Origin of the sequence: Halomonas sp. Mc5H-6 (assembly GCF_024124705.1) — a bacterium.
Classification (GTDB): Bacteria; Pseudomonadota; Gammaproteobacteria; order Pseudomonadales; family Halomonadaceae; genus Vreelandella; species Vreelandella subterranea.
This window is the reverse complement of record NZ_JAMXSI010000002.1, coordinates 115,858-129,931: the sequence shown is the minus strand read 5'-3', so window position 1 is coordinate 129,931 and position 14,074 is coordinate 115,858. Positions and strand designations below refer to the sequence as shown.

14 protein-coding genes are annotated in these 14,074 nt (G+C 58.1%); 7 read left to right on the top strand and 7 right to left on the bottom strand.

Going from position 1 to position 14,074, the window contains the following annotated elements; all coding sequences use genetic code 11:
• The first annotated feature begins 290 nt into the window (after positions 1 to 290).
• From NH395_RS04045 to NH395_RS04035, 3 genes are all read left to right on the top strand, one after another.
• Entirely contained in the window at positions 291 to 1,049 is a 759-nt protein-coding gene (locus tag NH395_RS04045) for an aspartate/glutamate racemase family protein (protein ID WP_281244517.1), read from the top strand.
• A gap of 122 nt (positions 1,050 to 1,171) precedes the next feature.
• Positions 1,172 to 2,542: an NCS1 family transporter gene (locus tag NH395_RS04040; protein ID WP_253022590.1), complete on the top strand. Its 1,371-nt coding sequence runs from the start codon at positions 1,172 to 1,174 to the stop codon at positions 2,540 to 2,542.
• A 28-nt stretch (positions 2,543 to 2,570) separates the two neighbouring features.
• Positions 2,571 to 4,052, top strand: coding sequence for an NCS1 family nucleobase:cation symporter-1 (locus tag NH395_RS04035; RefSeq protein WP_253022589.1), 1,482 nt, complete (start codon positions 2,571 to 2,573; stop codon positions 4,050 to 4,052).
• Positions 4,053 to 4,206: 154 nt separating this feature from the next.
• On the opposite strand, the gene NH395_RS04030 is transcribed toward NH395_RS04035, so the two are convergent.
• The 5 genes from NH395_RS04030 to uraH form a co-directional block, all read right to left on the bottom strand.
• The gene (locus NH395_RS04030; RefSeq protein WP_253022588.1) at positions 4,207 to 4,524 is read right to left on the bottom strand and encodes a CcdB family protein; all 318 of its coding nucleotides are present in this window, start codon (positions 4,522 to 4,524) and stop codon (positions 4,207 to 4,209) included.
• Complete coding sequence (locus NH395_RS04025) at positions 4,524 to 4,769, bottom strand: type II toxin-antitoxin system CcdA family antitoxin (RefSeq protein WP_253022587.1); 246 nt, start codon at positions 4,767 to 4,769, stop codon at positions 4,524 to 4,526. The genes NH395_RS04030 and NH395_RS04025 overlap by 1 nt, the downstream gene beginning before the upstream one ends.
• Positions 4,770 to 4,920: 151 nt before the next feature.
• Positions 4,921 to 5,637 carry a GntR family transcriptional regulator gene (locus NH395_RS04020; RefSeq protein ID WP_253022586.1) on the bottom strand — a complete coding sequence of 239 codons (717 nt, stop codon included), beginning with the start codon at positions 5,635 to 5,637 and terminating at the stop codon, positions 4,921 to 4,923.
• 16 nt (positions 5,638 to 5,653) lie between these two features.
• Positions 5,654 to 6,877 (bottom strand): urate hydroxylase PuuD, encoded by a 1,224-nt coding sequence (locus NH395_RS04015; RefSeq protein ID WP_253022585.1) that lies wholly within the window; start codon positions 6,875 to 6,877, stop codon positions 5,654 to 5,656.
• Positions 6,878 to 6,892: 15 nt separating this feature from the next.
• Complete coding sequence (gene uraH / locus NH395_RS04010) at positions 6,893 to 7,246, bottom strand: hydroxyisourate hydrolase (RefSeq protein WP_066322625.1); 354 nt, start codon at positions 7,244 to 7,246, stop codon at positions 6,893 to 6,895.
• Between the two features lie 124 nt (positions 7,247 to 7,370).
• Between uraH and uraD the strand changes: the two genes are divergently transcribed.
• Positions 7,371 to 7,919, top strand: a complete 549-nt coding sequence (gene uraD, locus NH395_RS04005; RefSeq protein WP_092826328.1) for a 2-oxo-4-hydroxy-4-carboxy-5-ureidoimidazoline decarboxylase — start codon at positions 7,371 to 7,373, stop codon at positions 7,917 to 7,919.
• A gap of 105 nt (positions 7,920 to 8,024) precedes the next feature.
• Here uraD and NH395_RS04000 read toward each other — a convergent pair whose 3' ends face one another.
• Positions 8,025 to 8,381: a phasin family protein gene (locus tag NH395_RS04000; RefSeq protein ID WP_092826330.1), complete on the bottom strand. Its 357-nt coding sequence runs from the start codon at positions 8,379 to 8,381 to the stop codon at positions 8,025 to 8,027.
• Positions 8,382 to 8,507: 126 nt separating this feature from the next.
• Positions 8,508 to 9,203, bottom strand: coding sequence for a glutathione S-transferase family protein (locus NH395_RS03995; protein ID WP_253022583.1), 696 nt, complete (start codon positions 9,201 to 9,203; stop codon positions 8,508 to 8,510).
• Between the two features lie 389 nt (positions 9,204 to 9,592).
• Here NH395_RS03995 and NH395_RS03990 point away from each other — a divergent pair, with 389 nt between their 5' ends.
• From NH395_RS03990 to glcE, 3 genes are all read left to right on the top strand, one after another.
• Positions 9,593 to 11,290 (top strand): L-lactate permease, encoded by a 1,698-nt coding sequence (locus NH395_RS03990; protein ID WP_253022581.1) that lies wholly within the window; start codon positions 9,593 to 9,595, stop codon positions 11,288 to 11,290.
• 143 nt (positions 11,291 to 11,433) lie between these two features.
• On the top strand, positions 11,434 to 12,933 hold the full coding sequence (glcD, locus tag NH395_RS03985) for a glycolate oxidase subunit GlcD (RefSeq protein WP_253022579.1): 1,500 nt from the start codon (positions 11,434 to 11,436) through the stop codon (positions 12,931 to 12,933).
• Positions 12,934 to 12,966: 33 nt separating this feature from the next.
• Positions 12,967 to 14,067 (top strand): glycolate oxidase subunit GlcE, encoded by a 1,101-nt coding sequence (gene glcE, locus NH395_RS03980; protein ID WP_253022577.1) that lies wholly within the window; start codon positions 12,967 to 12,969, stop codon positions 14,065 to 14,067.
• Positions 14,068 to 14,074 lie beyond the last annotated feature (7 nt).

Sequence of the window (14,074 nt, the reverse complement as noted above, 5' to 3'; positions counted from 1 at the left end):
ACATGCGTCGACGTAAGGTGATCATTAGCAACGCTTTATTAACTTGTATACAAAATAGCCCGATCAAACCTTAACCGCAACGCACAGCACAGCTATTGGCTTGAGACAGAAGCATTTTTGTACGTAGAAACGCCGCCAAAAGCCCAAAAGTTGATCAATCGGTCAACTAACAACTTGATATTCGACGCAATTCCGCACTTGCGATTGGCAAAAAACCGCCCTATTTTGTATACAAGAATCGATAAATTGTTTACCTGAACTTCAAATATCACGACCAAGAGGATAATCGGGTGGCCCATATTCGCCTTATCAATCCCAATACGACGGCCTCGATGACTGCCTCGATCTACCGTGCCGCCAACGACTACGCCGCCACGGGCACACAGGTCAGCGCCTGCCAGCCAGAAGCAGGCCCGGTGTCGATTGAAAGTCATTTCGATGAAGCGATCAGCGCCGTCGGCGTCGCTCAGGAAGTCATCAAGGGCGAGCAGGAAGGCAACATCGATGCCTACGTCGTGGCCTGTTTTGGCGACCCTGGGCTGCTCGCTGCCCGCGAGCTGACCCGAGCCCCGGTGGTGGGCATTGCCGAAGCCGCCTTTCATATGGCGACGCTTATCAGCACGCGGTTTTCGATTGTCACCACGCTTGGCCGCACCGGCATCATTGCCGAGCACCTGCTGGAACAGTACGGCTTTCGGCAGCACTGCCGACGCATTCGCGCCGCCGAAATCCCCGTTCTTGACCTTGAACACCACCCCGAAGCCGCCTATCGACGCATCGTGCAGGAATGCTGCCGAGCCCGCGATGAAGACGGCATTGGCGCCATTGTGCTGGGCTGCGGCGGCATGGCCAACCTCACCCAGGAAATCAGCCGCGAGGTGGGCCTGCCCATTGTCGAAGGGGTCAGCGCAGGGCTCAAACTTGCTGAATCCCTTATCGGCCTGGGGCTCTTTACCAGCAAACACGGCGACCTGGCTTACCCGCGGCCCAAACCGTTTACCGGTCAGTTTGCCGATTTTTCAAACCTGACGCTGCCGCCCGGAGGCTAACCCACAAACAACACCATCACGATGCCAGCCAATAACAATGATCGCATCGAAAACACACGCCAGCCGCAAGCATCCCCAGCACCGCTGAGGGTCAATAACAGCCATCTTGCGAGGTTCACACCATGAGTGCATCACCATCGGGTCTGACGTCGGACGACCCAGCGACCGTCGCACCCAGCGACGGCCGGAAAAGCATAGGCGACGAATCGCTCGCGCCCCAGAGTACGCGAATAATGGGGCGCGCCTCTTATTTTCTGGCCTGGTTTGGCGGCTGCGTGTCCATCGGCACCTTCGCCATGGGCTCGAGTGTGGTCGGCACGCTCAACCTGATTCAGGCGACGCTGGCGATTGCCATTGGCTGCTTTGTGATCGGCATTGCCTTGGCGCTCAACGGTGCCGCTGGTTATAAATACGGCATTCCCTTCATGGTCCAGGCGCGCAGCGCCTTTGGCTTTGCGGGCACCCGACTGCCGGGGCTGGTTCGGGCGGTACCGGCGATCGTGTGGTACGGGTTTCAAAGCTGGATCGGCGCCGGGGCGCTGAACATGGTATCAGCGACACTGTTTGGCTTTGATAATCTGGTGTTCTACTTCATTACCTTCCAACTGCTGCAAATCGCTCTGTCGGTGACCGGCTTTCAGGGCATCAAGTGGCTGGAAAACCTGGGCAGCGGGTTCATTCTCCTGTCACTGGTCTACATGTTTGTGGCTACCATTCAGCGCTACGGCGATGAGCTCTCGGCAAACCTGCTGACCATGGAAGGCTCCTGGGGCATGCCGTTCTGGGGCGCCACCATGCTGTTCCTGGGTATCTACAGCACCATGATGCTTAACGTCAGCGACTACTCCCGCGAGCATAAAACCGGCTCGGGGCCGGGCTTGCTGACCACGCTTTACGCCATGTCGATTCTGCCCTGCACGTTGTTCATGGGGCTGATTGGCTTCATGGTCTCGGAAGCCACCGGCACCGCCGATCCCATCCAGGTCTTCGCCAACGCCGTGGATAACACCCCGCTGCTGATGACCACGCTACTGTTCATCGCCTTTGCCCAGGTAACGACCAACGTGCTGAACAATGTCGTTCCGCCCACCTACGTGCTGATGGATATCTTCAAGCTCAAGTTCCCTGTGGCCACCGTGATCGTCGGCCTGCTGGCATTCGCCACCTTTCCCTGGAAGCTGGTGCAGCCGGGGTCTGCGGAAGGGTTGCAGCTCTTCGTGCAAACCTACTCTGCCTTCCTTGGCCCGATCTTCGCCATTCTGGTGGTGGATTATTACGTGATTCGTCGCCGTACGCTGGATGTTGACAAGCTTTACGATGCCAGCGGCCCATACCGAGGCGTTAATGCGGCGGCCTTGATCGCCACCGCCGTGGGCATTGTGGCGGCGCTTTTGTTCTCAGCCGTTTCCTGGTACGCCAGCCTGATTCCCGCAGGGCTGACCTACTTCCTGCTGATGAAGCACTGGCCAGCCTGCCAGCGCTTTAACCCATGAATCCTTCGCCACTACAAGAGCTAATGCCATGAACAAGCGTAACGACGTCGGCGATCTGGATATCAAGCATATCGATCCGACGCTATATAACGAGGACCTCGCGCCACTGAAGCCCCAGGACCGCAACTGGGGAGCGTTCGAGATATTCAACGTCTGGTCCAACGACATCCAGAGCCTGTTTGGCTATACCCTGGCCGCTTCGCTGTTTTTGACTTACGGCCTCAATGGCTGGGCGGTCATGGCCGCCATCATCCTGGCGGGCGTGATCGTGATGTTCCTGGTCAACCTCACCGGCAAGCCCAGCGTCAAGTACGGCATTCCCTTCCCGGTGATGGTGCGTGCCAGCATGGGCGTGCGTGGAGCCAACCTGCCCGCCATGTTGCGGGCGATCGTGGGGATTTTCTGGTACGGGGTACAAACCTATTTTGCCTCGACCGCCATGACACTTCTGCTGGCTGCGCTATTCGGCGGCGGCGACGGCGCCACCTTCCTCGGATTATCCGGTGTGGCCTGGGTGTCGTTCGTCATCGTCTGGCTGTTCCAGATCGCGATCTTCTGGGCGGGTATCGAGCGCATCAAGCACTTTCTCAACTGGGCGGGGCCGCTGGTGTATCTGGTAATGATCGCGCTCATGGTCATTGTCTGGGTCAAGGCTGGCAGCGAATTATTGCCTGCGATCGACACGATTTTCAGCGGTGGCGAAGCCGATACCACCACGCATCCGGTTAGTGCCTTCATGGCCATTGTGGGCACCATGGTGGCCTACTTCGCGGCGGTGGTGATCAATTTCGGCGACTTTACCCGCTTTGTGAAAACCGAACGCCAGATGAAGCTGGGCAACCTGCTGGGCTTGCCGCTTAACGTGGCGTTCTTCTCGTTTATCGCGCTGATCATCACTGCAGGCACGCTGGTCTTGTTCGGCGACGCATTGACCAACCCGTCCGATATCGTCGAGCGTGTGGATAACTTGGCGCTGACGATCGTCGCCGCCCTGACCTTCTTCGCCGCCACCGTGGGGATCAACCTGGTGGCTAACTTTATTCCACCCGCCTACGACCTGGCCAATCTGTTTCCCAGCAAGGTGAGCTTCAAACTGGGTGGCCTGATCACGGCGATCATCGCGTTTTTTGTCGGCGCGCTGTGGGTCTCGGTCATCAGCCAGATTGGGGTACCCGGCTTTGTGAATGCGGTCGGGGCCATCGTCGCGCCCTTCTACGGCATCATCGTGGTCGACTACTACCTGATCAAGCGCCAGCACCTGAATATGCAGGAACTGTTTTCCTCCGACCCAGGCGGTGCCTACTACTACACCAACGGCTGGAATACCCGGGCGCTGATCGCCTTTGGCGTAGCGGCACTGTTCTCGATTTCCACCGTGCTGGTACCCGCGCTTGCAAGCCTGAATGGCTACGGCTGGCTCATGGGCGCGGGCCTTGGCGGGCTTTTCTACTACGGTTTGATGCGGCAGTTTAAGGCAACCCCTACCCTTGCTGAGCAGAAGGCAGGTTGAGGCTTTTGATCTGTCACTGAAGGCTTAGCGGCTCGAACAAGCGCCATCGGCAAACGTCCGATGGCGCTTTTTGTTGTTTCACGAAGACTAAAGAACACCTTGGGGCGCAACGTGAATTCGCTGTTCGAATTCAAGTTCAAGGGCGTGTAAGGCGTCAAACACCTGTAATCGCCATGTCCAGAGCGCCAATAATCTGATCTCTGAAATGTGAGAGCGAACCAACAGGGCTTTTGAGATGCTTCACTGGTATAGCGGAGATTTGTGGGGTTAGGAGCAGAAACTCCTGGTCGGCAAACCTGATTTCCGGCGTGAGTCCTCGCATGGCGTCCCCACCCAAGGCGGACCGTTTTTTCAAAGGGATGACAATGCGAGTAGCCAGCTCGTTTAGAAGGCTGCTCTGAATATCGATAAGGTAAGGGTATTGCCCTTTGCTGGTTTTGCTTGGGTTCGGGTACACATCGAACTGCGCCATCAAAACGCTCTGAAGTCGTCGCCGAAGCATCCATGTTGCTCGACAAAATCGTTGTAAGATTTTATTGCCGTGCGATTTTCTTCGGCCCACTGGGCTGCTTCGCGTTTGGAAAGCTCTTCTTTCAGGGCTCTTTCCAAGGTTGCTGACAGGTTGATGTTCAGGTCCCTGGTTTTGCGGAGAAGATCGCTGTTGATGGAGAGGTTTGCCGATTTTTTGGGCGCTGCTGCATTGTAGAGTTCGGCCATCAGAGCCTCCAAATAGCTGGTTGATGCACAACCATCAGTCTATGCGCACAGCGATGCGCATTCAAGCGCTTAACCCAGGCGTAATCCCCCTCGTCCAGCCCCTGATATGTATGTGTCATCTCCGTATCATTTAATTATGCGATAGGGCTTTTCACCCCCCGAATATTTGATGCAAATCGGGCGCGCTGTCTTCTTCCTCGACCATGGAGAGCGAAGCTTCAATGGCTTTCAGGTGACGACTCATAAACGCGCTTGCCCGCTCGCCATTGCCGGCTTCCAGATAGCCGATGAGGTCGTCGTGGTCGTGGGATTCGCAGCCCAGGTGACCGGGATGGCCATAGACGGCCAGGATCAGCGATGAGCGGGAACACAGGCTTTCCACGAAGGCCGCAAGGGTCGCATTGCCCGAAAGCTGCGCTATGCGAACGTGAAAATCCGCCGAAAGGCGTATCGCCACACTTTGCTCGCCGTTGCGCAACGCCTGGCGCTCGCGCTTGGCCATGTCGCGCAGTTCCGCTGCTTCTTTGTCGCCCATGCGCCTTGCCACGTCGGGCATTAACCCGCACTCGATCAACTGGCGCGCATCGAAAACGTCCTTGGCTTCGTCGGCGGTGGGCCGGGTAACGCTGGCACCGCGGCGCGGCGTCAGGGTGACAAGCTGCTCCAGCGCCAGGCGCTGCAAGATCTTGCGAATCCCGGTGCGGCTGATGCCGAATACCTCGGCCAGGGCATCTTCGCGCAGCCGCGCGCCGGGCTTGAGCCGCTGCTCCACAATCGCGTCGCTGACCGCGCGATAAATCGCCTCGTGGCGCTCATCGCCCTCCGCTTTTGATGCAGATCTTTTCACCGCCGCCTGCGCATCGCTCATTGACTCTCCTCGTTGATCATTCTTCCCAGGCCGCTATGGTAGCGCGTTCTTCATCGCTCATCTTGGTCACATTGCCTAACGGCATGTACCGGCTTTCAACGACCTGCTGAATGGCAGCTTTGTGGGCCAGGATGTCGTCCCAGTCGTCGAACGCATAGTCCGCCGGCGGCGCAGAAAAACCAGCATGTTCCGGGTCGCTTGCGTGACACTGCACGCAGTGTTCCTCTATCAGGCCGCTTATCTGATTTTCGGGGGCGTCGCTTGTCTGGGCATCGCTCGTCTGATCTGAGCTGGCCGAGTCGGCGGTGCGGGCATCTGGTGCTGCCACCCAAAACGCCAGCACAATAAGCGCCACCCCGGCGGCCGGGTAGCCCCACTGCCACTTTCCGGCGTGCATGAGCACGAAGAACTGACGGATCAGTGCGCCCGCGAAGATAAACAGCGACATCGCTACCCAGGCAAGCTCATGGGAATAAAGAAACGAATAGTGGTTGCTGACCATCAGCAGTACCACGGGCAAGGTGAAATAGGTGTTGTGCACCGAGCGCTGCTTGCCACGCTTGCCATCCACAGGGTTGGGCGCATCGCCTGCTTTCATGGCCTTCACCATGCGTCGCTGGCCGGGGATGATCCAGAAGAACACGTTCGCCGACATGGCGGTGGCCATCACCGCCCCGGTGAGCAGGAAGGCGGCCCGCCCGCCAAACAGTTGGGTGCTTAAATAGGCAACCACCACCATCATCACCGCCACGGCGATGCTCAACAGGCCGTCGCGCTGCATGGTGGGGCTGATGCGTTTGCACAGCTCGTTATAAACCACCCAGCCGCCGAGCAGGAACAGCAGCGCCAGCAGATTGGCCTGCCAGCCTGACATGGTGGCCGCCCACTGCCAGGGGCTATCCGGGTTTATCAGGTAGAAGCCAGGGTTGGCCATGTAGAGGATGACGAACAGGGCAAACCCGGATAGCCAGGTGGTGTAGGCTTTCCAGAACGACCAGTGCAGGTCGTTGGGAAGTTTGTCGGGGGCCGTGGTGTACTTCTGGTTATGGTAGAAGCCGCCGCCATGGACGGCCCACATCTCGCCAAAAATCCCCTTCTCGCGGTCCGCTGCTGCCTTTGGCGTACGCAGGCTGTTGTCCAGCATCACGAAATAGATGGATTCACCGATCCAGGCGATGGCCGCAATCACGTGCAACCAGCGCAGCAGGACATTCACCGCGTCTATCAAATATGCTTGCATCAAAGGCCTCCGCCATCAGCTGCCACGATAGGTCGAGTACCCATAGGGCGAGAGCAATAGCGGTACGTGGTAGTGCTGCTCGGCATCAGCCACGCCGAAGCGGATGGGAATGACATCCAGAAAGCGCGGTTCAGCGGCGTCGACGCCCTTGGCGCGGAGGTAGTCGCCGGCGTGGAAGCACAGCTCGTACTCGCCGGGTGTAAAGGCATCGCCTTCAAGAAGCGGTGCATCACAACGGCCATCCTGATTGGTGATCACGGTGCGCAGATGATGCCGCTCGCTGCCGATTAGCCGCAGTATGTCGATGGCAATACCCTGACCAGGGCAGCCGAGTGCGGTATCCAGCACGTGCGTTGTCAGATATCCCATGGTGGCTCCTTGTTGCTTTTGTATCGTGGTTTAAGCGTCGTGTGTCGATGGTTTTAGAGTACCGCCAGCTTGTTTTATTGTATACATTGAGCCATCACACTCTCAGCCTAGCCCGGAGCGCCCCATGTCGTCACCTGCCGCCGAATTATGCCTTCAGCCCCGCCCGAGCGGACTATCCCGTGACGCCTTCATCAAACACTACGGCGATATCTACGAGCATTCCCCCTGGGTCGCACAGGCCGCCTGGGAAACCGGCCTGACCTCGGCACACGACCACCCGGATGCCCTGGCCGACGCGATGGGCCTTCAACTGCAGCAGGCAGGTAGCGACCAGCAGATCCGCGTTATACAGGCACACCCCGACCTCGCGGGCAAAGCCGCCATGGCAGGTAAATTGACCCAGGATTCCACCAGTGAACAGGCAGGGGCGGGGCTTGATCAATGCACGCCTGCAGAATTTGCCCGCTTCGAGCAGCTTAACGCCGACTACAAGGAAAGATTCGGCTTTCCTTTTGTGATCGCCGTGAAAGGGCTGGACCGACACGCCATTTTGGAGGCATTCGCAAAGCGCCTTGAGAACGACGTGGCAACGGAGCGCAAAACCGCCATCGAGCAAATTATTCGCATTGCCCGGCTGCGCCTGCGTGCGCGGGCCGCGGAACAACAGCAATAGGCATGGCGGCCTATCACCCGGTTGTATACAGCACCCAGCATAAAAAACTGCGCTCTAAAAAGAGCGCAGTCATTAAACCAAGCGGTTAAACGATAGTGACCAGGCTTACTGCTTGGCCGTCTCTACCGCTTTCTTGGTAGTGTCTTCGGCCATTTTCTGGCTGTCTTTCATGAAGCTTTGGCTGATGGAAGTGACTTTTTCGCCATCTCCCTTCATGCGCTCCATCAGATCGCTGGTGGCTTTCTGCTGGCTTTCTATTGCCTTCTTGAAGCTGTCGGCATCTTTCACGTCCAGCCAGGTGCGAGCCTGGGCAATGCTCAGATCCGAGTAGGCACGAACAGCGTCAAGCTGCGCACTAACGATCTGATCATAATAGTCCAGCGCTGTCAGCGTGTAAGAACGCATCGGCGATACAAAGATGGACTCGACTTGCTGGCTGGCTTTTTCGGCGGCTTTATTCATCGCGCTATCTCCTTGAAGTGAGAAACGACATAGGCGCGCCTTGAAAAGGAAACATCAGTAAGGTCAGCGCCTCTGCTACACCACACGTTAGCAGTCGATTTTGTGCAGTGCAACATAAATTTTTGGCTAGGCGATGTCCCGTACCGTGGTGGCCTTTCCCGCAATGCCATCGTGTACTGCGAGCATACGCTTAAACCATTGATCCACCTCGTCTTCGTCCTCAACCAGCGACTCTTGGGACACGGTATATGCCCACATCATGCTGCCAAACAACAGGTAATCAGCGCCCGCTGGCGAATCGCCATCGATAAAGTCGGCGTCTTTCAATTGAGCGTAAACCGGGGCTAGCGCCTGCTTGAGCAGCCCACGCCCCTGCTCTGGCTGGTGAAGCGCTTCCAACGTGCAGCCAAAACGCGCCTCGCGGGTTTCACGGAAATAGTCGCGGTCATCGGGATGGATCGCCGCCAGCAAGTCGAGCGCGACTATCCTGAACAATGCTGGCGTCACGCTACGTTCAACATAATGCTTGAAGAACCGCGCCCGCTGATAGCAGGCCCCTTTGCCAAAAAGCGGTGCCTGGGGGTAGGCATCGTCAAGGTAGCGCATGATATCAAAGCTATCGGTCACTACCTGCTCACCATCCACCAGCACCGGCACCTTGTCGTGATTGGCAAAGGCAATAGCTTCCTTTTCGAGAAATCGCCAGGGCTGAGTGGTAAATTCAAGGCCTTTGTGGGCAAGCGCCATGCGCACTCGCCAACAGAAGGGGGAAAAACGTAGTCGCTCGTCGCGACCGCACAGGTCATAAAGTTTTATTGCCACCTTCATCGTCTCCTTGTTGCTGTTGGTCATAATGGTAGGACACCTTAACCCACTAACCATGGCCGCAAGTCTTCCACGGCGCAAGCATCCACGATCAGCGGTATGGCACTTACGCTTGATAGGCTAACCGTACTGTCTATTAGTCTAATGAGAAGCGCTGTATAGCTGCTTAACATGGTTCAATAAAAGTAAATAAAAACAAATAATTAAATAACATTCCTCAGGTTATCAGCGAATATTTGGACTGATCATTATTGGTCTTACCAATTTTCCACCAGTAGTCATTATATCGGTGGCGCCGTATCTTTCGTCCTGACGTCTGATGCCTTGAATACGGCGAGTCATCATTGTGGAGTAAACGGTCAACAACAAGGAGTAGAGTTCTTCCCATGAATGAATCATTTCTTGCACTTCTGGCATTCACACCGCTGTTATTGGCGGGGATATTGCTCATTGGCTTTAAAATACCCGCCAGGATCGCCATGCCTATCGTCTTCCTCGCGGCGGCCATTATCGGCCTGACCGCTTGGGACATGTCCTTCTCGCGGATAGCTGCCTCGACAATCCAGGGACTGATCCAGACGGCGGGGCTGTTGTGGATTATTTTCGGCGCCATCCTGCTTCTCAATACGCTCAAGCACTCGGGCGGTATCACTGCTATTCGTAACGGTTTTTCGGGCATCAGCCCTGACCGTCGCGTCCAGGCGCTGATCGTTGCCTGGCTGTTTGGCTGCTTTATTGAAGGGGCGTCCGGCTTTGGTACCCCCGCGGCTGTAGCGGCACCGCTGATGGTTGCTTTAGGCTTCCCGGCGCTGGCAGCGGTTGTGGTCGGCATGATGATCCAGTCCACGCCGGTATCATTCGGTGCCGTGGGCACGCCTATCGTGGTGGGCGTGGGTAGTGGCCTTAACCGCTCGAGCATTACCTCAGAGCTCGAAGCCGCCGGCTCCACCTGGGATATATTTTTCCAGCAGGTAACCAGCGGTGTTGCCATCACCCACGGTATTGTTGGCATCCTGATGCCACTGATTCTGGTCACGATCATGGTGCGCTTCTTCGGTGCCAACAAATCGTGGAAAGAGGGTCTGTCGATTGTGCCCTTCGCTATTTTCACGGGTATTTCATTCGTGGTTCCGTATATGCTGGTGGGCGTGTTCCTGGGGCCAGAGTTCCCGTCCATGATCGGTGCCATGGTGGGTCTCGCAATCGTCGTACCGGCGGCACGCAAAGGCTTTCTGCTGCCCAAGGACACCTGGGACTTCCCCGAGTCGACCTCATGGCCCGACGAGTGGATCGGCAACCTGCAGATCAAGCTTGAAGACGTTGTCGGGCAGGCACCGATGTCGACCTTCAAGGGCTGGGTGCCTTATGTGCTGCTGGCCGTTTTCCTGGTCGCTTCACGCACCATCGAACCGCTGAAAGCGGCGCTGACGTCGATCAGCATGAGCTGGTCGAACATTCTCGGCGAAGAAGGCATCAGCGGCAGCATCGAGCCGCTTTACCTGCCCGGCGGTATCATCATCGCCGTGGTCGCCGTTACCTTCTTCCTGCACCGGATGAGCACACGCAACATGAGCGCGGCGCTCTCGGAGTCGACCAAGACCATCTTCGGTGCAGGCTTCGTGCTGATCTTTACCGTGCCGATGGTGCGGATTCTGATCAACTCAGGGGTTAACGGCGCCGATATCGCCTCCATGCCGGTGATGATGGCGCAGGCCGTTGCCAGCGGTGTGGGTGATATCTATCCGTTCTTTGCACCTGCCGTCGGTGCCATGGGCGCCTTTATTGCCGGCTCGAACACCGTGTCCAACCTGATGCTGGCAGAGTTCCAGTTCAGTGTCGCGGAAACCCTTGGCCTGTCCACCGCCATGATGGTGGCGCTGCAAGCCGTTGGGGCAGCCGCCGGTAACATGATCGCGATTCACAACGTGGTCGCTGCGTCGGCAACCGTTGGGCTATTAGGCCGCGAAGGGGCTACCATTCGTAAGACGATCCTGCCGACGATCTACTACCTGGTTGCCACAGGCTTGATCGGCTTGATTGCCTTTTATGTATTCGGCGTTACCGACCCGCTCGTCGGATCGTAAGACTCGACCCCATAACGTCGCCGGGAGAACCCCGGCGACATTATGCAAAAGCTTTCCACCATCACAGGATGGATTTATGGAAATCTTTTCCATAACATAGAGCCACTGGCTTTCCCACGCTCTCCTCATCTTCAGGAGCTATCATGAATATCCTCTTTGATGAGCGCCTCGACGGCGAACTGGTTCGCCGCGATAAAACCGAGGTGTTGACCGACCTGCAGCAAGCAGTCCCCACGCTGACTCTGCTCCACCGCGAGGAGGACCTGCACCCGTTTGAATGCGACGGTCTTGCCGCTTACCGTATTTTGCCGATGCTGGTCGCTCTTCCGGAGACCCTCGAACAGGTCGAGGGCTTGCTGAAACGCTGCCACGCGCTGAGCGTTCCCGTGGTCACCCGCGGCGCTGGCACCGGGCTATCCGGCGGTGCACTGCCTCTTGAGCGGGGCGTCCTGCTGGTCATGTCCCGCTTCAATCAGATTGTCAAGGTCGACCCCGAGGCTCGCCTGGCCAGGGTGCAACCCGGCGTACGCAACCTGGCGATCTCCGAAGCCGCCGCCCCCTATGGGCTTTACTACGCGCCGGACCCTTCATCGCAAATCGCCTGTTCGATTGGTGGCAATGTGGCGGAAAACGCCGGTGGCGTTCACTGCCTGAAATACGGCCTGACCGTTCACAACGTGATGCGCGTCGACATACTGACCATCGAAGGCGAACACATGACGCTGGGTTCCGAGGCGCTGGATGCCCCCGGCTTTGACCTGCTCGCGCTGATGAACGGCTCCGAGGGCATGCTCGGGGTCGTCACCGAGATCACCGTCAAGCTGCTGCCCAAGCCGGAAACCGCCAAGGTCCTGATGGCCAGCTTCGACGACGTCGAGAAAGCAGGTCGCGCAGTGGGCGATATCATTGCCGCGGGCATTATTCCCGGCGGCCTGGAGATGATGGACAAGTTGGCCATCAAGGCTGCCGAGGATTTCGTCAAGGCGGGCTATCCGCTGGACGCCGAGGCCATCCTGCTATGCGAGCTCGACGGAGTGGAAGCCGATGTGGACGACAACTGCGATACCGTTCGCCGGGTGCTCACCGATGCCGGGGCCACCGACATTCAGCAGGCCCGCGACGAGGCCGAACGCGCCAAGTTCTGGGCGGGCCGCAAGAATGCCTTCCCGGCGGTTGGCCGGATGTCACCGGATTACTACTGCATGGACGGCACTATTCCCCGCCGTGAACTGCCCAGGGTGCTCAAGGGCATTGCCGCGCTGTCCGAAGAAAGCGGCTTGCTGGTGGCCAACGTGTTCCACGCTGGCGACGGTAATATGCATCCGCTGATCCTGTTCGATGCCAACAAGGAGGGCGAACTGGCGCTGGCGGAAGACGTCGGCGGCAAGATCCTGGAATTGTGCGTGGCCGCTGGCGGGTCGATCACCGGCGAGCACGGCGTAGGCCGCGAAAAGATCAACCAGATGTGCAGCCAGTTTCAGCCCGACGAGCTGAGCGTTTTCCATGCCCTGAAAGCGGCGTTTGATCCACTGCGGCTGCTCAATCCGGGTAAAAACATTCCTACTCTGGCGCGCTGCGCCGAGTTCGGCGCGATGCATGTCCATAACAACGAATTACCGCATCCTGAACTGCCACGTTTCTAACGCGCCAGGCAAAGACCCTGACTAGGAAAGACCATGACTAACACCGTGACTCAGACTGCAGATGGCGACATCGCCGAGGCGCTGTGCGACCAGGTCCGCGAGGCCCATGCTTCGCGCACCCCGCTGCGCATTGTCGGCGGCGACACACGGGCCTTTTACGGCCGCCCGGTGGAAGGCCAGGCGCTCAACCTTGCCGGTCATAGCGGCATTGTCGACTATGACCCGGTCGAGCTGGTGGTCACCGTTCGCGCCGGCACCCGGTTAAGTGCGCTAGACGCCGAATTGGCCAAGAACCACCAAATGCTCGCCTTCGAGCCCCCCGCCTTTGGCGAGGCCAGCACCATTGGCGGCGCTGTGGCTACCGGGCTTTCCGGCCCACGCCGTCCCTGGGCAGGCGCCGCTCGCGATTTCGTGCTCGGCACACGAGTCATTACCCAGGAAGGCAAACTGCTGCGCTTTGGCGGCGAGGTCATGAAGAACGTCGCCGGTTACGATTTCTCCCGCCTCATGGCAGGCGCCCAAGGCACGCTGGGCGTGCTGGCCGATATTTCCTTCAAGGTACTGCCGCTGCCCAGCGCCAGCCACAGCCTGCGCTTGTCCATGGGCATCGATGATGCGCTGAAAAAACTCGCCGAACTGGGCCGTCAGCCGCTGCCAATCACCGCGGCGGCATGGCACCAGAACGAGCTTTTTATCCGCCTGGAAGGGGGCCATAGCTCGGTGAAAGCCACGCGTGAACGCCTGGGGGGTGACGACCTTGATGCCAGCTTCTGGCAGCAGTTGCGCGACCATCAGCAGGCATTTTTCACCCCAAGCGAAGGCCAGGCGCTGTGGCGGCTGTCGCTGCCCCCTAACACGCCGCCTCTGGCGCTTGATATCCCTGACGCCGATATGCTCTACGACTGGGGCGGCAGCCAGCGCTGGGTGAAGACCTCGCTGGATGCCGATACGCTGCGCGATGCCTGCCGCACCGCTGGAGGCCACGCCACCTGCTATACCCCCTATGCGCAGGGTGGCGCGCAGAGCCCCTTCACGCCGCTGCCCAGCATGGTGGAGAAATACCACCGTAACTTGAAAGCAGAACTGGACGCCCAGGGTATTTTTAACCCGGGACGTCTCTATGCGGCGTTTTAATCAGGAG